Raw genomic sequence first — 18,218 nt, forward strand, 5'->3', positions numbered from 1 at the left:
CAGGCACAATTCATAATTTCTTTGCTATTTTGGGGTTATGGAGATGTATCAGTCAACATTATTTTCCCCCGGCCCTTTTGAATTGGGCGAAGGTGCTTTCTGGTGGCCGGAGCGTTCGGCATGGTGCTGGGTGGATATTCTGGGCCATTCCCTTTATATCATGGATAGTAAAGGTCATCGCACTCAATATCATATAGGCGAGTACGTGAGTATGATGGTGCCGGTGCAGGGCAGTAATGAATTGTTATTGGGGCTTCATGGCCGTGTGGCGCGCTTTTCGCCGGAGCAGGGCCTGGGCCGTACGTTGGCAATACTGGATGGTAACCCCAGTCTCCGTTGCAATGATGGCAAGTGTGATCCTGCCGGCCGTCTGTGGATAGGTACGATGCACCTGATTACCCAGCGGGATAACGGGGCTTTGTATTGCCTGGAACATAACCGTCCGCCGGTGATCAAAGTCCCGCAGGTGAGTATTTCCAATGGTCTGGTATGGCATGGCGACCGGATGTATTTTAATGATACGGCGACCAATATGGTGAAGGAGTATGCTTATGATGTAAATTCCGGGGAGATCCGTTTCCTGCGCAATGCCGTGGTGATTCCGGCAGAACTGGGGTGTCCTGACGGGATGACGATCGATACCGAAGGGATGTTGTGGATTGCCCAATGGGGCGGTTGGGGCGTATACCGCTGGAATCCGGTCAACGGGGAGCTGCTGGGAAAAATCGAGGTGCCTGCCCCGCATGTGTCCTGCTGTGTTTTTGGTGGCCCGGACATGCAGGAAATGCTGATAACTACTGCCAGAGAGCATATGACCCCTAAACAGATTGAAGCTTATCCCATGAGTGGAAACGTGTTTCACGCTAAGCTTCCTTTTAAAGGCTTGCCTGTCAATTATTTTAGATATTAGTTTAATATAGATATAAATGTTTCACGGGAGTGTCGTATTTTTTTCGTACTTTTGTAAGTATGAACAGGCATTTTTAGGGTATTTTAATACCATTCGCAGCACTATCTTATCCAACTTCCCTTTATAGAATTACTTCCCTTTAGTACGCTACTGAAACATTGAAGTGTTTAAACTAACGAACAGTCATGAAGGATTTCACAATTATTGACAACAAAGAGGCCAGGCAGTTTGAAGCGCATATCGCTGGACAGCTGGCAAAGGTTATTTATGAGAGAAATGGTAGCCGCATTTTCCTGACAGGCGCTGAGGTGCCTCCAACATTGGAAAAACAAGGCGTACTGCCGATGATGCTGGGTAAAGTGATGGAGGAAATTTCTGCACAGAATATCCGGATGGTCCCTTCCAGCAAAAAAGTAGCGGAATACGTGCGTAGCAATCCTAAATGGAAAACGCTGCTCGCGCATGGACTCCACATCTAATTTGAAATTTAGTTATTTAGAAATTTAGTCATTTAGCTGAGCTGTTTAATTTATTGGGCTGTCGCAGGAAAAGTTACTTTTTCCGAATGGCGGTTGGAGAGGAGTATCTTCAAAATGCTACAAACAACCCAATAAGTAAAACAGCTCAGCTAAATGACTAAATTTCTAAATAACTAAATTTATTTCAGTCCAAGTTTGGCTTTTACCGGCGTCATCAGATCGTCGGCGTCAGCGCCTATTAATACTTCGTCCTTAGAATTATCAATCACCAGCGTATAGCCTTTTTCAGTGGCGACCGCCTTCAGCGCTTTCTTCGCTTTATCCATGATTGGTACCAGTAACTGCTGGTCTTTAAGTGATAATTTCTCTTCCATCCGCTGGCGGTAATCCTGGATACCTGCCTGTGCGTCCTGTAATTCTTTTTCTTTCGACTCTTTCACCTGCTGGCTCCATTTGGTGCCAAGACTGTCATACTCCTGCAGTTTGCGGGTGTATTCCGCTACCAGGTATTGTCCGTCTTTTGCCAGTTCCTGCTGATATTTTTGTAGTGTGTCAGTCGCCTGTTTAGTTTCGGGCATGGCAGCAATCAGTTGCTGAAAATTGATATAGGCGGTCTTTTGCGAGAATGCTGCAGTACTCATGAGCAGCATCAGCGTGACAGTGCAAAAATATTTCATGATATAGTTTTCAGCAATATTATGGAATAGATATATAAGAGAATGTTAAATTGTCGTTGTCCGGGAGTATAGAACGATCCCCCTTGATAATTTAATTTGAGACCCGGCTCCCTTTACAGTCATCTATTTTTGCGAACTGATATCCCGTAGTTAACAATTTAATATTAATGATAATGTATTTTTTCGGACATTTGTGACGCCACTGCCTGGCGCCTTTGTGCGAGTTTTTTTGTTTCTCCCGTAGGGGTAAAAACAACCATTGGTGTCGTCTATGAAAGCATTTCAATTGGCAGAAGGAATTATCTTTGACTTTAGTTATCAAAACCTACGCATGGAGTTGCAACATCCAGGTGATACTTCGTTACTGGAAAAAGAAGACGTATTAACTTTTGAACAGGCTTTTAAAACCCATTTTAAAGGTCTGCACGCCTATGCCTGTACCATATTGAAAGACGAAATAATGGCGGAGGAAATGGTGCAGAATGTATTCTGCAAACTGTGGGAGAAATCAGGAGATATCAGGATCAAACAAACCATCTCCGGTTATTTGTACAGGGCAGTATATCATGAGAGCATCAATTACCTGCGGCATCAGAAAGTAAAAGCTACGCATCAGGCGCATACTCAATATCAAATGAGCAATAACAGGGATACCGGCAATACTTCTGGCAAAGTGACCATGCGGGAACTGGAAGAAAAACTGGCCAAAGCGCTGAGTGATCTGCCGGAAAAATGCAGGACCGTTTTCCAGTTGAGCCGCTTTGAAGAATTAAAATACCAGGAGATCGCCGATAAGCTCGATATCTCGGTGAAAACAGTGGAGAATCAGATGGGCAAAGCTTTAAAGCTGCTGCGGCTCAATCTGGTGGATTTCCTTCCCCTGTTGTTAATATTGCTCCATCTCTAAACCTTCTACCGTGAAAAAGCAAACTGACCATATAAACGACGATCTGCTGGTGAAATATATGCTGGGCATCACCACACTGGTAGAAAAACAATCTGTGGAAGCATGGATGGCAGCGGATGCGGCCAACGCCAAATACTACGAGCATTTCCGGCTTATCTGGAACGAAAGTAAAAAGCTCGCAGCCGTTAGCACTGTTAACGAAGACGATGCCTGGGTACGTTTTCAGCAACGGGTAGGCGCCAGCGAAGAAGCAGGCGGCGCCCGCATCATCAAAACCGATTTCTCCACCTGGCGCCGTAACCTGGCCATAGCCGCCACTTTGCTGGTACTGCTGGGCGCCGCCGGATTCTGGTTTATGCAATCATCCCGTCCGCAACATACCATCTACGCCAGCAATGCTGTCAGATTGGACACACTGCCCGATGGCTCATTTGTTACGCTGAATAAACAATCTTCTCTCAGTTATGCTAACTCCTTCGAAAAGGAAAGGCATGTAAAACTGGAAGGCGAGGCCTTCTTCAATGTGGCGCAGGACCCGGGCCGTCCTTTTGTGATCAAAGTAAACGATGTGACCGTAAAAGTACTTGGTACATCTTTTAACATCAAAAGCAGCAATGGTAAAACAGTAGTCATTGTGGAAACAGGCGCAGTGGAGGTAACAAAACAACACCACAGCGTACAGCTGCAACACCACGAAAAAGCTATCGTTACAGATCAGGACGCAGCACCGGTGAAACAGGAAAACACGGACGAACTGTATAATTACTACCGCACACAAACATTCGTATGTAATAATACACCACTGTGGAAACTGGTAGATATACTGAATGAAGCATACAGTGTCAATATCGTGATTGCCGATACCAGCAAGCGCGATATGCCGATCAATGTTACCTTCAGTAACAGTTCGCTCGACAGTACCCTGAAAATTATCGGGCTCACCTACGGTATCACCGTAGAACAAAATGGAACTAATATCACCTTGAAATAATTGTAGCTGTAGCGTATGCCGTTTAGCAGAATATTGACAACATTAATACTAATCATCACCCTCCCGCTCTATGCACAGGCACAGGGCCTGCTCAACAAGACCGTGACGGTGGAGGCGAAAAGACAAAAGTTATCGGAAGTATTAAATATCATTTCCAAACAGGGTGGTTTTTATTTCTCCTATATCAGCAACATTCTCCCGCAGGACAGCCTGGTCACTATCTCGGTGAAAAATAAATCGGTCCGGCAAACGCTTGACCAGCTATTGGACGGAGAGTATCTCTACAAAGAATCGGGCAACTATATCATTCTCTTTAAAAAATCTCCCGGGCAAAATTATTATCAGGTCACGGGATTCGTCACGGACAGCAAAACAGGACAACGGGTACCCAATGCGAGCGTGTACGAACGACAGCAACTCATATCTACTTTAACCAATAATGACGGTTATTTCAGGCTGCGGTTACGGGATAAAACCCCTACCGCAGCCATCAGCATTAGTAAAGACCTGTATACAGACACCTCGGTAACGGTACATGCAGGGCAGGACCAGGAGTTGGCGGTGAATATTTCACCGGTAAGCTATCAGTTACAGGTGGTAGAAATTACCGGTCATAATATGAAGGTGGAAAAAACCTGGTGGGGCCGTACGATATTGTCTTCCCGTCTGAAAATGCAAGGTATCAACATCGGTAGCTTCTTCGCCGATAAGCCTTATCAGGCCTCGCTTACGCCGGGACTGGGCTCACACGGAAAGATGAGCAGCCAGGTGGTCAACAAATTCTCGATCAATGTTATTGGTGGTTATACCGCTGGTGTAGATGGTTTTGAACTGGGGACCGTGTTCAATATTGTGAAAGGTAATATGCAGCATGTGCAGATAGGAGGTGTTCTCAATGTGGTAGGTGGAAAAACCAACGGAGTGCAGGTTGCCGGTGTTCACAACCAGGTGCTGGATTCCATGCGTGGCTTGCAGGTGGCTGGTGTGAGCAATATTGTGGAGGGAAGTGCAAATGGTGCGCAGATTTCCGGTGTTGTCGACCAGATACACGGCGATATAGAAGGTGTGCAGGCACAGGGCGTACTGGGTATTGTAAAGGGCAATGTAGTTGGCTGGCAGGTGTCTGGTGTTGGTAACTATGCCGGTGGTGAAATGACCGGTGCGCAGATTAGCGGCGTATACAACTATGCGAGCGGTAGCGTCAGCGGTGCTCAAATATCACACATCGGCAATATCAGTCATGGTACTGTGAGAGGTGTACAACTCGGCGCTATTTTTAACTACGCCAGACATCTTAAAGGTGTGCAGATAGGCCTGGTCAATATCGCAGACACGTCTTCCGGTTATACCATCGGGCTTGTCAACATAGTAAAACATGGTTATCATAAACTGTCGGTCTATACCAGTGATGTCGTGAACTATAACGTAGCCTGGAAAACGGGCAGCAGTAAGCTCTACAGCATTTTGCTCGCGGGCTTCAATACCGGCGACAGGAAAGTATATTCTTTCGGATATGGTATCGGAAGGGAGTTTAACTTCAATAAACATTTGTTCCTCGGTGCGGAGGTCACCGCTCAAAATATGTATACCGGTAATGAAGAGTCTTCCCAGATGATTCGAATACAACCTTTGCTGAACTATCGTATCTTCCGTAACGTATCCATATTCGCAGGGCCTTCCCTGGCATTTCATCTGTATGATGAATGGAATCCCAAACCTGGTTATATTTCAGAAATTCCCGGATCGGGTTATCATCCTTTCAAACTTGGGGATTCAGGTTATGGCTGGATAGGTTGGCAGGCCGGCATCACTATTTTCTGATTTTTTGTTTGTGTCCGCATAGGGGTAGTTGTTCATTGACGTGTCGTTAATCAGTACGCATTAATACACACAGATATGAGAACAGATACCTTGACCAGAATTACCGTTTTATCCCTCCTGACCGTTATCAGCTTAACTGTAAAGGTATTGGGACAATCAGCTGTCAGACCTGCACACGTGGGAATCGTTTATCCACTCAGTACCAACGGTACACAGGCTGCAGAATATACCAACCGTTTTTCACTGCATGTAATTGCCGGTGTATCCAAAGGCGAAATGGGCGCCGCTATATCCGGCATATCCAATATTGTTAAGGGAAGTGCTACAGGAGCTACCCTTGCCGGTTTTTCCAATCATATCGGCCTGTTGTCACATGGCGCCAGTATTTCAGGTTTTATGAACATGGTGCGGCAAACCTCGCATGGAGTAATGGTTACGGGCTTCCTGAACCAGGCGGGAGAAATGCAGCACGGATACCAGGTTGCCGGCTTTGCTAACATCGCGCGTAAAAGTGATGGTACCAGCGGGCAGATATCCGGTTTCATGAATCATACCGACAGCGCGAGCGTGGCTGTTACGGGCTTTTTAAACAGCCATCGCTCCGCAAAGGTACAGGTAGGTGGTTTCCTCAACCTGGCCAAAGATGCGAATATACAAGTGGCCGGTTTCATGAACGTAGCCAAAAAGGTGAAAGGCGTGCAGGTGGCTGGGTTGCTGAATATTGCGGACAGCAGTGATTATTCGATCGCTTTGATCAATATTGTGAAACATGGTGAAAAACAAATCAGCCTCAGCATCGATGAAACGTCTAACGCTATTCTTTCCTTTAAATCCGGTGGCCGCGTCCTGTATGGCATTGTAGGCGTAGGATATAATTTCAGAAATGATTCCGCTACGCGCTATGCGTTTCAGGGCGGTATAGGTGCACATCTGTATGTGTCTTCTCACTTCCGTATTAATATGGAAGCCACCAATACCACTAATACTGATTTTCATAAAGTGGTATTCAACAAAAGTACCTTTGGGGTTTACCCGGCATACCGGTTTGGCAACAATATAGAAGTATTTGCCGGCCCCACCTTTAACGAGGTGCATACCAAAGATGGTGTGGGTGAAGATCTGGCGCCCTACTATATATGGTCAAAACATCGCAGGAATGACAAGTTCAACGGGGTTTATGTAGGCGGTGTTGCGGGTGTACAAGTACGATTGTAATAGTGGCTTGTGTTTTATAAAAAGCAAAGGGAGCGGACCATGGCCTGCTCCCTTTTTTATTTTGATATACCCGTTTACGTTATTTTTTGGGAGAGAAGCGCAGTACATTGCCTTCCATCATAGCGGGCGTGATCACGTCTCCATTTTTAGTGAGCGTGAAATCGGCCGGGCCGGAGATCGGCTCTTTGTTGACTGTGGTTGTTTTACCGGTTTTGAGGTCTACTTCCACAATCACTCCTTTCTTTTCGAACGCCACCCAGTCGGAAACCAGCAGGGTATTGTGTTTGGTGAGCATAATACCATCGTAATAGCCGGTACGGTCTGTGAGGCGGACAAATTTTTTGTTTGCCGGGGCCAGGTCCACGTAACCGATTTCGCCGTTGGGCGTGCCGGCAGCACCGAATCCGCATACGTAGAGGCGTTTGCGTTGACCGTCATAAATAACGCCGTTGGCGCCTTTTACGGGGTTGTCGAATGCCAGTTCCTCGTAGCGTGGATGGGCGCCCAGGTGTACGAGGTATATTTTGTTGATGTCTGTAGCGGAAACAAAAACAGTGGAGTCGTTCATTGGTGCAATATCATTGAGCAATGTGCTGCCGGTGGCCGCCATATCGAGCGTGAAGACTTCTTTGCCGGTTGATATGTCAAATCCTCTGAGTTTGTCCACATCCGGGGTATAGAGGATGTTATGCAGTATCCAGGTGCCTTTGGGAGAGTCCAGTCCACTGGCGAATACTTTGACTTCTCCCTGGCTGTTCATTTTATACAGCATACCGTCACCGTCTTTTTTGGAGGGGTCGCCACCGGTATCAGAGATGTAATAATCACTACCGTGAATGTATACACTTTCCGGGGCTTTCATAGCGGTGCGGTTGAGTTGTTGCATCTGGCCAAAGCTGGTACCGGCGGCGGTCAGCAGGGGGAGCAGCAAATAAATTGTTTTCATAATGTTGAGTGTTTAAGGCAAAGGTAGGGGCGGGCCGGGGCAGCACGATAACAGAAAGCGTTCAGAAAATAGCAATTTTAGCCCGTTGCGCATTTTTAGGCGTATCGCCGTAGCGGCTTTTGTATTGTTTAATGAAATAGGAGGTGCTTTCAAACCCACAATCATCGGCTACTTCATTGACATTTTTCTGCGTATGCCGCAGCAGATAGTCGGCATGTTTCAACCGTTCATCGTTGATCCATTTTTTAGGTGGTGCATGGTATATTTTGGCAAATTCCCTTTTGAACACAGAGAGGCTTAATCCGCATAGAGCGGCGTATTCCTGCAGCGACAAAGGTTTCAGCAGATGTTCACGGATGGTGAGCGTGAGGTTTTCTGTACTGGTATCAAACATGTGATGCAGGAAAGCCAGTACCTGCGCGCGATGCGGGCCGGAGAGCAGCAACAGGAACACCTCCTGTATTTTCAGTTCCAGCAGTTTGCAGGTGTTTTCGTTGGGCCGTTCCATATAGCCGATGATACTGTTGCGTACATTAACCAGCTGTTCAGAGCAGGGCAACACCATGGGGATATTTGTACGCGCTTTTCTGATATCATTCATCTCTTCCAGAAAGGAGCGTAGAATGTGGTCATCCACGCAAAGCATCAGGCCCTGAAAGGTGCCTTCTTCTTCCGGCAGCAGGGCAGACATGAAGTAGGTGCCTCTTTTGAGCAGTATCAGATCGCCTGCGGCGGCCACAATTTCCTCTTCCGGCAGATGGATGTGTTTACTACCTGAAATGATGAATACGAGTGTGTTTTCTGTGAGGAACCCTTCGGCTTTGGCCTGGTGTTCCACCAGTTTGAACCATGCCAGGGCAGATTTACCCGCACGATTGATATGCATGCCCGGATAACTGCCGAATTCCTGCGGTAAGCGATACAACATACAACACAGATTATAAAAATGAAGGTTTTTACAAATATCAGGATTTCTTTATTTATAGGAGGGATATTTATGGCATTGTATTTGAATAAATCCATACCAAACACCTTGTATATGAAAAGATGGCTATACTTATTACCCCTGCTCATGACTGCTGCGGTATTTTCCAGCTGTACCAAGACCACCAATGAAGTTGTTATTCCCAACAAAACGATCTTCTTTACCATGACACCCGATCAATGGAAGCTGGACAACGGTGTCTACTTTATACAATTCAATAATCTGCCTGAACTGGACCAGAATGCCAATCAGAATGATGGAGTGGTGGTATCCATTGCCCGTCAGCAGAATGGACAATTTGAGCTGTTTGAGTTGTTACCGGAAGTGTTTAACAATGAATCCTATAACGTGATACATCAGACAGGTACATTGATTGTGGAGCTTCGCGGGCCTAACAATACAGTTGCTCAGAAACCTAATGTGACCATGAAGTTTAAAATTGTGATCATACCCTCCAGAAACGTATCTTAAGTTTTTTGAAGTCAATACGAAGGGCTTTCGCAGCAATGCGGGAGCCCTTTTTTGTTGCCTTTATATGACCTTTCGTCCTTTGTTAATTGTGACATAACATACTTTTTGTTATTTTAAGCCGCTTAAAGCATACCCTGTTGGATGCTAACAGCTGAACAATAAAAAGTATTTCATGAACACCAGAAGAGATTTTATCAAGAAAGCAGCCCTGCTGTCTGGTGCCGCCGGCGTAGCCGGGACCCTGCCAGGGTCCATCCAGCGTGCATTGGCCATAGACCCCCATCCCGGTACCACCTTCCACGATGCGGAACATGTCGTGATCCTGATGCAGGAGAACAGGTCATTTGACCACTGCTATGGCACCCTCAGAGGTGTGAGAGGATACAATGATCCCCGCGCCATCCGGCTTCCCAACAATAATCTCGTATGGTTACAGACCAACGATAAGAACGAAACGTATGCCCCTTTCCGGTTGAATATAAGGGACACCAAGGCCACCTGGATGAGCAGTCTGCCGCATTCCTGGGCCAACCAGGTAGATGCCCGTAATAATGGCCGCTATGATAAATGGCTGCAGGTAAAACAATCCGGTAACAAAGACTGGGCGCCGATGCCGCTCACCCTGGGTTATTACAACCGCGTGGATATTCCTTTTTATTACGCCATGGCAGATGCCTTTACCGTTTGTGACCAGAACTTCTGTTCCTCGCTGACCGGTACTACACCGAACCGCCTGTACCTCTGGACCGGCACCCTGCGCGACGAACAGAAAGCCAGCGCCAAAGCCAACGTATGGAACGAAGACGTGGATTACGGCGCAGAAGCTCACTGGACCACTTTCCCCGAGAGACTGGAAGACAATGGTATCAGCTGGAAGATCTACCAGAATGAAATCAGCGCCGCCGGCCTTGAAGGAGAAAAAGACGGCATGCTCGCCAATTTCACAGACAACCCCATCGAGTGGTTTACCGCTTTCAACGTGCGTTTTGCCACCGGCCATATAAAATACCTGCAACGCCGCATACAGCAGCTGCCGGAAGAAATCGCGAAACTGACAGCGACTATTCCTGCTGCCGAAGGAGAGAAAGCGAAAAAAATGCAGCAGCAGCTGGAAGAGAAGAAGCGGGAACTGGAGAAAGTAAAAAAAGATGCGGAAACCTTTACCGCAGCTAACTTCGCCAAACTGTCAAAGCGGGCGCAGAACCTGCACAGTAAAGCATTTACGACCAACATTTCAGATCCGGATTACCATGAACTGGAAACGCTGCGGTATAAAGATGGTGATGTGGAAAGGACCGTGCAGGTGCCTAAAGGTGATATCCTCCATCAGTTCCGCACTGATGTGCATAACGGTCAACTGCCTACGGTTTCCTGGCTCGTAGCCCCCGGTGAATTCTCCGATCACCCTGGTTCTCCATGGTATGGTGCATGGTATGTGTCTGAAGTGCTGGACATCCTCACCCAGAAGGAAGAGGTGTGGAAGAAGACCATTTTTATCCTTTGTTATGATGAGAACGATGGTTATTTTGATCACGTGCCTCCTTTTGTAGCACCTTTCAAACCCGGTACAGGGCTCGTTTCCAAAGGCATCGATACCGCCGTGGAGTATGTTACCAAAGAACAGGAACGGGCTAAAGGCCACGTAGGGGAAAATTCTGTGCGGGAAAGTCCTATCGGCCTGGGATACCGTGTGCCGTTGGTGATTGCTTCCCCGTGGAGCCGCGGCGGTTATGTGAACTCACAGGTGTTTGACCATACTTCCATTCTTCAGTTTATGGAAGATTTCCTGCAACACAAAACCGGTAAGGCCGTTAAAGAAACGAATATCTCCGCCTGGCGCCGCACAGTATGCGGTGACCTCACGTCTGTTTTCCGTCCGTTCAATGGAGAAAAGGTGAAAGTGCCTTTCCAGGAAAGGAATGAGTTTATTGAAGGCGTGTATAATGCCCGTTTCAAAAAGCTGCCGGATGAATTCAAAATACTCACCGCTGCTGAAATTGAGAAGATCAATACCAACCCAGCCAAAGCAGAATGGATGCCACGGCAGGAATCCGGTACCCGTGTTTCCTGTGCATTGCCTTATCAGTTGTATGTAAATGGAAAGCTGGGTGCTGATAAAAAGACGTTTGACATCAGCTTCACCGCTTCCAATGAAGTGTTTGGCAAAAAAGCAGCCGGCTCGCCGTTCAATGTGTATGCGCCTGGCAAATACCTGCAGGCAGACAGTCGTGAAATGGAACCGGTGCGTACCTGGTCTTATGCCGTTACCGCCGGTGACCAGCTGAAAGACGCCTGGCCTTTGTCTTCTTTTGAAGGTGAACAGTACCGCCTGCGTGCCTATGGCCCGAATGGTTTTTACCGCGAATTCGCCGGCAACGCCAAAGACCCGCAAGTGGACATTACCTGCGAATATCAGCGTTCGCTGCGTAACCGCAAACAGCTCACCGGTAATACAGACCTGCATATTGCCAACCGCAGCGGCAAAGCCCTGACGATAGTTGTGACCGATAACGCTTACGGTAAAGCCGTGGTGCGTAAAACCATCGCCGCCAATACACAGGCAGCCATGATCATTGATAATAGCAAAAGCCAGCATTGGTATGACTTTACCATAAAAGTGGAAGGTTATAACGAGTTTGAGCAACGCTTTGCCGGCAGAGTGGAAACTGGTGCTGAAGGCATCAGTGACCCGGCCATGGCTTAATTATTTAGATATTTCATTATTTGGTTATTGAAGGAGTTTTGATGAATCAATATGCTTTCAATAACCAAATAATCCAATAGCCAATAATCAAATTTCCACGGTTTGTGTCCCTGCAACCACAACCGCAGTACGATTCTGATGGCTGCGGCCCCTTTTTAGGTTCTGGTGTTTATTTTGATGTAAAAAAGGCATGAGATACCTTTTTCTGCTCACCCTGCTGGCATATCTCCTGTCAGGCTGCAATACCCCTTCAGCGCCTGAGCATGCCGAAGTTGTGACCGTTGACGTGCTCACACCCCGAAATACGGCGATCACCCGCGAAAACGCCTATAATGACCTTTTTCTGGATACCGCTGCCCTGGAGGGCTTTATTAGCAAGCGGCAGTTGAATGATACCGTGGCCAACCGGTTGCGCAGCTTTTATAATGCACGTAACTACCAGTTTGCCTGGATAGACAGCCGTGGCCTTACAGAAGAAGCCGCCGCTTTCCGCAGCCTGTTCAACCAAAGTCCGGACACCACCGGGGATAAGCCGCTGAATACTAAACTGGACCGGCTCCTGGAAGAAGATACGATGCATGCAAAGGCCACCGATCCTGATATGGTACAAACGGAACTGATGCTCACCTGGCGGCTGGTGCGTTATTTTCGGCAGAATGGCGGCACGGTGGAACAAATGGAGCATATGGTGCCCATGCAGAAAGAAGATATGATGGAGATGGCTGATTCCATGTTGCATACCAGCGAGGAACAATACCCGGCCATAGCGGGCCTGAAGCCTGCCTTGCGGCAGTACCGCGATATCGTCAAAAATGGCGGATGGAAGCCGGTGGATTCATCGGTCCGGTCAATAAAAAAAGGGCAGTCATCTCCCGTTATCATCTCTGTAAAACAAAGGCTGGCAACAACCGGGGAACTAAAGGAAAACGACAGCAGTGATGTATTCACCGACGAACTGGAGGCTGCTGTGAACCGTTTTCGTAACGGTCATGGCTATTCGGAAAACGGGGTGATCAACGACAGCGTTATCAGGGTGATGAATGTACCTGCGGAAGAGCGTTTGAAACAGTTGCTGATCAATATGCAACGGATGAAATGGTTGCCTGCCACTCCCCAGGGAAAGCTGATTGTGGTGAATATTCCGGCCTTCATGCTGCATGTGACCAACGATGGTAAAAAGGTATTTGATATGCCGATTGTAGTGGGGAAAGAAGGTCATAGCACCACGATGTTTTCAGGGAAATTAAATCAGGTGGTGTTTAGTCCTTATTGGAATATCCCGCGCAGTATTGTGCGGAAAGAGATATTACCGGCTATGTCGCGTAACAGCGGTTACCTGGCGCGCAAGAACATGGAGATCACCGGGCATGTGAACGGTCTGCCGGTGGTACGGCAAAGGCCGGGTGTCCGCAATGCACTGGGACGGGTGAAATTTCTGTTTCCAAACAGTTTCAATATCTACTTCCATGATACCCCGGAAAAAGGATTGTTTAACCGGGATAACCGTGCTTACAGTCACGGTTGCATACGGCTAAAGGACCCCGGTACGATGGCGAGGTTTATACTGGAAGACTCACCCCAATGGACCGACGAAAAAATTGATGCCGCCATGAACGGCGGCAAACAAAAATATGTGGCGGTGAAACATCCGGTACCAGTGATTATCACTTACTTCACCGCGTGGGCGGATGAAGATGGTGCGCTGCACCTGGTACGGGATGTTTATGGCCACGATGCGGTGATGAAACAAAAAATGTTTTAGCTGTTCACACTGTCTTTAGCCAGCATCCTGGAATGCATAGAGTAGTATTTGTCCGGGCTGTAAAGAAACAGGCAGGTGCCGTTGGCAATGCGTTGAATGACTTTGCGGTGCACACCTTCCGGAATGGCCGGGCAACCGAGGCTGCGGCCAATATAACCCTGGCTTTTGATCAGGGCTTCGTTTACATAATCAGCGCTGTGCATCACGATACCGCGGCTGAGCGCATTGTCGTTGATGCCGGCTTCTTCACCTTCCAGGCGCAGGGAATAACCATGCTCCCCGTTATAGGTGTCGCCGGTCACATAAAACCCGAGGCTGCTTTTATAGCTGTTCGTTTTGTTGGAAAAGGTGTTGGCCACCAATGTTCCTGAATTCCTGCCATGAGATACCAGCGTGTTAAACAGCAGCAGTCTGTTTTTGATGTCAATCACAAAAAGCCGCTTTTTGCTGGATGGCAGCGAAAAGTCGATGATGGAAAGAATGTCCGGGTTTTTGAGCCGGCCTTTGCCTTCGAGTTGATTGTAGCCTTGCAGGGCGCTTTCAAATGCTTCCCGGGATAAGCCGGTGGTATCCAGCCGCATGCTTTCATACAAACTTTCCTCCTCCAGTGAGTCATTCACTGCCGGTATAAGGGTGCGATATGCGGTGGCAGGATTTTTTTCAGCTGAGGTAAGGGTGGTAATCAGGAATACAAAAAAACCGATGGTTGCAATAAAAATTAACGGTTTAATAAACTTCTTCACTTTCAATGTCACTCCGTAAAATATTTATCAAGGTTAGAGAATGATGATTAATCCATATCGAACGAAAATAACGATTATCACCGGGATATGTTGCCCTAAAAAAGGCTATTCCAGCTCGCTTTCGGCTATTTTAACAAGATGTTGACATACATGGAAAATGTTGATATGGGGCAATTTTGGTGAAAAAGGGGACAATTTCAGCATAGGATGCCAAGGGTGGATGATTATCTTTAATGCCAGATCTAAAACAGCCTTTGCGTTATGATAAAAAGATACCTGTTCCTTATTCCTTTGCTGTTCCTTGTAGCCCGCACTTATGCCAACACGGGTGAGCCTGTTAAAGAGCTGATTCAGCAGATGACCTCAGATGTGGACGACCTGCATAAAGTATACATTTTCCGGTACAGCCCGGAGTACTTCGGCCGTATGCGCACGTGCTACCACCAAACACTGGCATCACTGAAATCATTGTCGTTTGCCTCGTTGCCGGTGAGTGACCAGGTAGATTACATTCTGCTGAAGCGTAAGATAGGTGAGGAGCTGAGGGATATCGATGAAAATGAAGCGTTGTATAAACTGCTGCAACCTGCAGTAATTCCCTTCGCGCCAACACTGATGACCATGCAGGTGAAACGCCGTCGCGGTGACAACCCCGACGTGCCTAAGATGGTGGCTGATCTCGCTACTGTGCAGCAACAGATCATCACTGCACAGGCCTCGCTGAAGAACAAAAGTTCGCTGACGCCTGCACAGGCCCGCCAGGCCGCGGAGATCGTGGGAGAGCTGCGTAACGGTCTCAAAGGTGTATATACCTTCTATTACAGTTATGAACCAGCCTTCACCAAACAGGTGAAACAGCCCTATCAGCAAACTGACAGCCTGCTGGGCCTGTATGGCCGTTTTCTCGGTCAGGAGCTGGCAGATAAAACCGATAAAACACTGGACGCTTCCGGAATCAAAGGAACACCCATTGGCCGCGAGGCGCTTATTGCACAATTACAATATGAAATGATCCCTTATTCCCCCGAAGAACTGGTGGAGATGGCTAACAAAGAATTCGCCTGGTGTGATGCGGAGATGCTGAAAGCGTCCGCAGCACTGGGTTTTGGGAAGGATTGGAAAAAGGCGCTGGAGAAGGTGAAAGAGAACCATGTGGAACCAGGGCGGCAACCGGAAATGATACACCGGTTGGCTGATGAAGCGATCAAATTTGTGGAAGACAGTAACCTGGTGACCGTACCGGCGCTGGCCAAAGAAGCCTGGCGCATGTTTATGCTGTCTAAAGAGCAGCAACGTTTTGCACCGTTTTTCCTTGGCGGTGAATCTATCCTGGTGGCTTATCCGACTGATGATATGGACGAAGCTACAAAAGCAATGAGCCTGCGCAGCAATAACTACGCTTTTGCCCATGCTACAGTTTTTCACGAACTGATACCCGGCCACAACCTGCAGGGGTTTATGAATAAACGCAATAAACCTTACCGCCGTATGTTCGGCACGCCTTTCTCCGTAGAGGGGTGGGCGTTATATTGGGAGATGCTCCTGTGGAATAAAAACTTCCACAGCACGCCTGAGCAGAAAGTAGGTGCGTTGTTCTGGCGGATGCACCGTTGCGCCCGCATTATCTTCTCCCTGAATTACCATCTGGGCAAATGGACACCTCAGCAGTGTATCGATTTCCTTGTTGACCGTGTAGGGCACGAACGTTTCAGCGCGTCATCCGAAGTGCGCCGTTCTTTTGAAGGCGATTATGGTCCGCTGTACCAGATCGCTTATATGATGGGTGGATTGCAACTGCGGGCGCTGCATCATGAGCTGATTGACAGTGGAAAGATGACTGAAAAACAATTCCACGATGCTTTCCTTCATGAGAATGCTATTCCCATTGAGATGTTCCGTGCTATCATCACGCATCAGGCACTGACGCCGGATTTTAAAACAAAGTGGCGTTTTGCGGACCAATTGTTGCAGCAGTAAGGAATCGTTACTTTTATAAAAAAATGTTATGCCTGAATTACCTGACCTGAACGTGTTCAGTCACAATCTGGAGAAAGTGCTGCTGCATCAGCAACTGGAGACAATCGATGTGACGGTGAAAAAGAAACTGCTTACGCCTGAAAAAGAGCTGAAAGCAGCACTGGAAGGGCAGCACCTGGAATCCATCCGGCGTGTGGGCAAAGAACTGCATTTCGAATTTAAAAATGGCCATGTGCTGGGAATGCACCTGATGTTGCATGGCAAACTATATTTATTTGACCAGCAAAACGAGCAGAAACACACCATCTGCACGTTGTTGTTTAAAGATGGCAAAGGCCTGGCCCTGACGGATTATCAGGGCCAGGCAAACATCTTCCTGGACCCAGCCCCCAAAGAGGCTCCCGACGCGCTTTCCAAAGAATTGACCGAAGCGTGGCTGGAAGCTGCGCTGGCCAAAAAGAGAACAGCCATCAAAAAATACTTAACAGATCAAAAAAATATCCTTGGCATCGGTAACGCCTATGCGGACGATATCCTGTGGGAGGCGCGTATCTCGCCGTTCTCTGTTTGCAATCAAATTCCTTCAGCGGCGGTAAAAGCGCTGTACAAAGCTATCCATAAGGTATTGACCACCGCGGAGAAAAATATCCGCAAAAATCATCCTGATATTATCAATGGTGAAGTGCGTGATTATATGCTGGTGCATAGCCATAAGCTGATAGAGAGCCCCGGTGGTGCAACGATACAGCATGTTTCATCCGGCGGCAAGACTTACTACACGAATGAACAAGTGGAGTATAAATAGCTGTCAGCCTGTTGTGATAGCCACGGCCGGCGTTTCTTCCCGTTGTTCATAAATGTTGCCTGCAATTTTTTCTACCAATGGTTTCGGGAAAAATTTCGGCAGGAATGCATTCAGTTTGTTGATGAACCCCGGCACAATTTCCGCTTTGCCTTTAAACAGTCCGTTCACAGCTATTTTGGCCACACTTTCCGGGGTCATATTGAACCGGTCTGCAATTTTGCGGGTACTGTTGCCCATGCGGGCGCGGTTCACAAAATCAGTGTCTGTACTGCCGGGGCTCAACGCGCTCACCGAGATGGGCGAGTGGCGCAGCTCATAGCGCAGGCCTCTGGTGAACGACAACGCAAATGCTTTGGTAGCAGCGTAAATGTTGAGATAAGGGACTGTCTGATAAGCTGTGGTGCTGGCGAGGTTAAGTAACCATGATTTTGGAGACCGGCGCAGTACCGGGATATAGGCGTATGATAATCCCACCTGGGCTTTGATGTTCACATCGATGATGTTGAACTGCTCTTCGAGGGAGAGATTTTCAAAAGCGCCATTGATGCCATAGCCGGCATTGTTCACTACCACAGTCAGCTGTTCGTGCCAGCGGCTGCTCCACGCGGTGACCTTCGACAATGCGTCCGGTTTCGACAGGTCCTGATGGAGCGTGTGTACATGGACGTGATAAAGCCCCACTAATGCTGTCGCTGTTTCCTGCAGAGACGTATCATCCAGGTCCACCAGTAGCAGGTGATAGTTTCTTTGTGCCAGTTCGGCTGCAATGGCTTTGCCAATACCCTTGGCAGCGCCGGTTACCAATGCGTAAGACATACGTATAAT

General features: G+C 47.7%; 16 protein-coding genes. 11 read left to right on the forward strand and 5 right to left on the reverse strand.

Annotated elements, in window-relative coordinates; genetic code table 11:
• Window positions 1-37: 37 nt before the first annotated feature.
• Window positions 38-910 (forward strand): SMP-30/gluconolactonase/LRE family protein, encoded by an 873-nt coding sequence (locus HHL17_RS31810; RefSeq protein ID WP_169228833.1) that lies wholly within the window; start codon window positions 38-40, stop codon window positions 908-910.
• Between the two features lie 185 nt (window positions 911-1,095).
• Window positions 1,096-1,389: a GNAT family N-acetyltransferase gene (locus HHL17_RS31815; protein ID WP_078667376.1), complete on the forward strand. Its 294-nt coding sequence runs from the start codon at window positions 1,096-1,098 to the stop codon at window positions 1,387-1,389.
• A gap of 179 nt (window positions 1,390-1,568) precedes the next feature.
• Here the strand turns inward: HHL17_RS31815 and HHL17_RS31820 are convergent, their stop codons facing one another.
• Entirely contained in the window at window positions 1,569-2,066 is a 498-nt protein-coding gene (locus HHL17_RS31820) for an OmpH family outer membrane protein (protein ID WP_169228834.1), read from the reverse strand.
• A 271-nt stretch (window positions 2,067-2,337) separates the two neighbouring features.
• On the opposite strand from HHL17_RS31820, the gene HHL17_RS31825 reads away from it, so the two are divergent.
• The 4 genes from HHL17_RS31825 (at window position 2,338) to HHL17_RS31840 (ending at window position 7,000) form a co-directional block, all read left to right on the forward strand.
• Window positions 2,338-2,973 (forward strand): RNA polymerase sigma-70 factor, encoded by a 636-nt coding sequence (locus tag HHL17_RS31825; RefSeq protein WP_206156238.1) that lies wholly within the window; start codon window positions 2,338-2,340, stop codon window positions 2,971-2,973.
• A 10-nt stretch (window positions 2,974-2,983) separates the two neighbouring features.
• On the forward strand, window positions 2,984-3,964 hold the full coding sequence (locus HHL17_RS33885; protein WP_169228835.1) for a FecR family protein: 981 nt from the start codon (window positions 2,984-2,986) through the stop codon (window positions 3,962-3,964).
• Window positions 3,965-3,979: 15 nt separating this feature from the next.
• Window positions 3,980-5,785, forward strand: coding sequence for a carboxypeptidase-like regulatory domain-containing protein (locus tag HHL17_RS31835; protein ID WP_169228836.1), 1,806 nt, complete (start codon window positions 3,980-3,982; stop codon window positions 5,783-5,785).
• A gap of 75 nt (window positions 5,786-5,860) precedes the next feature.
• Window positions 5,861-7,000: a hypothetical protein gene (locus tag HHL17_RS31840; protein ID WP_169228837.1), complete on the forward strand. Its 1,140-nt coding sequence runs from the start codon at window positions 5,861-5,863 to the stop codon at window positions 6,998-7,000.
• A gap of 79 nt (window positions 7,001-7,079) precedes the next feature.
• Here the strand turns inward: HHL17_RS31840 and HHL17_RS31845 are convergent, their stop codons facing one another.
• Window positions 7,080-7,946: an NHL repeat-containing protein gene (locus tag HHL17_RS31845; RefSeq protein WP_169228838.1), complete on the reverse strand. Its 867-nt coding sequence runs from the start codon at window positions 7,944-7,946 to the stop codon at window positions 7,080-7,082.
• Between the two features lie 61 nt (window positions 7,947-8,007).
• The gene (locus HHL17_RS31850) at window positions 8,008-8,874 is read right to left on the reverse strand and encodes a helix-turn-helix transcriptional regulator (protein WP_169228839.1); all 867 of its coding nucleotides are present in this window, start codon (window positions 8,872-8,874) and stop codon (window positions 8,008-8,010) included.
• Between the two features lie 111 nt (window positions 8,875-8,985).
• Here HHL17_RS31850 and HHL17_RS31855 point away from each other — a divergent pair, with 111 nt between their 5' ends.
• The 3 genes from HHL17_RS31855 (at window position 8,986) to HHL17_RS31865 (ending at window position 13,868) form a co-directional block, all read left to right on the forward strand.
• Window positions 8,986-9,402 (forward strand): hypothetical protein, encoded by a 417-nt coding sequence (locus tag HHL17_RS31855; RefSeq protein ID WP_169228840.1) that lies wholly within the window; start codon window positions 8,986-8,988, stop codon window positions 9,400-9,402.
• A gap of 172 nt (window positions 9,403-9,574) precedes the next feature.
• Window positions 9,575-12,106: a phosphocholine-specific phospholipase C gene (locus tag HHL17_RS31860; RefSeq protein WP_169228841.1), complete on the forward strand. Its 2,532-nt coding sequence runs from the start codon at window positions 9,575-9,577 to the stop codon at window positions 12,104-12,106.
• A 190-nt stretch (window positions 12,107-12,296) separates the two neighbouring features.
• Window positions 12,297-13,868 (forward strand): L,D-transpeptidase family protein, encoded by a 1,572-nt coding sequence (locus HHL17_RS31865; protein ID WP_169228842.1) that lies wholly within the window; start codon window positions 12,297-12,299, stop codon window positions 13,866-13,868.
• Here HHL17_RS31865 and HHL17_RS31870 read toward each other — a convergent pair.
• Complete coding sequence (locus tag HHL17_RS31870; RefSeq protein WP_317166661.1) at window positions 13,865-14,623, reverse strand: murein L,D-transpeptidase catalytic domain family protein; 759 nt, start codon at window positions 14,621-14,623, stop codon at window positions 13,865-13,867. The two genes, HHL17_RS31865 and HHL17_RS31870, sit on opposite strands and share 4 nt — an antisense overlap.
• Window positions 14,624-14,872: 249 nt before the next feature.
• On the opposite strand from HHL17_RS31870, the gene HHL17_RS31875 reads away from it, so the two are divergent.
• Both HHL17_RS31875 and HHL17_RS31880 read left to right on the forward strand, forming a co-directional pair.
• Window positions 14,873-16,588: a DUF885 family protein gene (locus HHL17_RS31875; RefSeq protein WP_169228843.1), complete on the forward strand. Its 1,716-nt coding sequence runs from the start codon at window positions 14,873-14,875 to the stop codon at window positions 16,586-16,588.
• Window positions 16,589-16,616: 28 nt separating this feature from the next.
• On the forward strand, window positions 16,617-17,393 hold the full coding sequence (locus HHL17_RS31880; RefSeq protein WP_169228844.1) for a DNA-formamidopyrimidine glycosylase family protein: 777 nt from the start codon (window positions 16,617-16,619) through the stop codon (window positions 17,391-17,393).
• A 3-nt stretch (window positions 17,394-17,396) separates the two neighbouring features.
• On the opposite strand, the gene HHL17_RS31885 is transcribed toward HHL17_RS31880, so the two are convergent.
• Window positions 17,397-18,209, reverse strand: a complete 813-nt coding sequence (locus HHL17_RS31885) for an SDR family NAD(P)-dependent oxidoreductase (RefSeq protein ID WP_169228845.1) — start codon at window positions 18,207-18,209, stop codon at window positions 17,397-17,399.
• Window positions 18,210-18,218 lie beyond the last annotated feature (9 nt).

The organism is Chitinophaga fulva, from assembly GCF_012927205.1.
GTDB lineage: Bacteria > Bacteroidota > Bacteroidia > Chitinophagales > Chitinophagaceae > Chitinophaga > Chitinophaga fulva.

Excerpts from the sequence above, each read along its gene's own strand:
- HHL17_RS31810 (WP_169228833.1), top strand. The coding sequence starts at position 38 with ATGGAGATGTATCAGTCAACATTATTTTCCCCCGGCCCTTTTGAATTG.
- HHL17_RS31815 (WP_078667376.1), top strand. The coding sequence starts at position 1,096 with ATGAAGGATTTCACAATTATTGACAACAAAGAGGCCAGGCAGTTTGAA.
- HHL17_RS31820 (WP_169228834.1), bottom strand. The coding sequence starts at position 2,066 with ATGAAATATTTTTGCACTGTCACGCTGATGCTGCTCATGAGTACTGCA.
- HHL17_RS31825 (WP_206156238.1), top strand. The coding sequence starts at position 2,338 with ATGAAAGCATTTCAATTGGCAGAAGGAATTATCTTTGACTTTAGTTAT.
- HHL17_RS31835 (WP_169228836.1), top strand. The coding sequence starts at position 3,980 with ATGCCGTTTAGCAGAATATTGACAACATTAATACTAATCATCACCCTC.
- HHL17_RS31840 (WP_169228837.1), top strand. The coding sequence starts at position 5,861 with ATGAGAACAGATACCTTGACCAGAATTACCGTTTTATCCCTCCTGACC.
- HHL17_RS31845 (WP_169228838.1), bottom strand. The coding sequence starts at position 7,946 with ATGAAAACAATTTATTTGCTGCTCCCCCTGCTGACCGCCGCCGGTACC.
- HHL17_RS31850 (WP_169228839.1), bottom strand. The coding sequence starts at position 8,874 with ATGTTGTATCGCTTACCGCAGGAATTCGGCAGTTATCCGGGCATGCAT.
- HHL17_RS31855 (WP_169228840.1), top strand. The coding sequence starts at position 8,986 with ATGAAAAGATGGCTATACTTATTACCCCTGCTCATGACTGCTGCGGTA.
- HHL17_RS31860 (WP_169228841.1), top strand. The coding sequence starts at position 9,575 with ATGAACACCAGAAGAGATTTTATCAAGAAAGCAGCCCTGCTGTCTGGT.
- HHL17_RS31865 (WP_169228842.1), top strand. The coding sequence starts at position 12,297 with ATGAGATACCTTTTTCTGCTCACCCTGCTGGCATATCTCCTGTCAGGC.
- HHL17_RS31875 (WP_169228843.1), top strand. The coding sequence starts at position 14,873 with ATGATAAAAAGATACCTGTTCCTTATTCCTTTGCTGTTCCTTGTAGCC.
- HHL17_RS31880 (WP_169228844.1), top strand. The coding sequence starts at position 16,617 with ATGCCTGAATTACCTGACCTGAACGTGTTCAGTCACAATCTGGAGAAA.
- HHL17_RS31885 (WP_169228845.1), bottom strand. The coding sequence starts at position 18,209 with ATGTCTTACGCATTGGTAACCGGCGCTGCCAAGGGTATTGGCAAAGCC.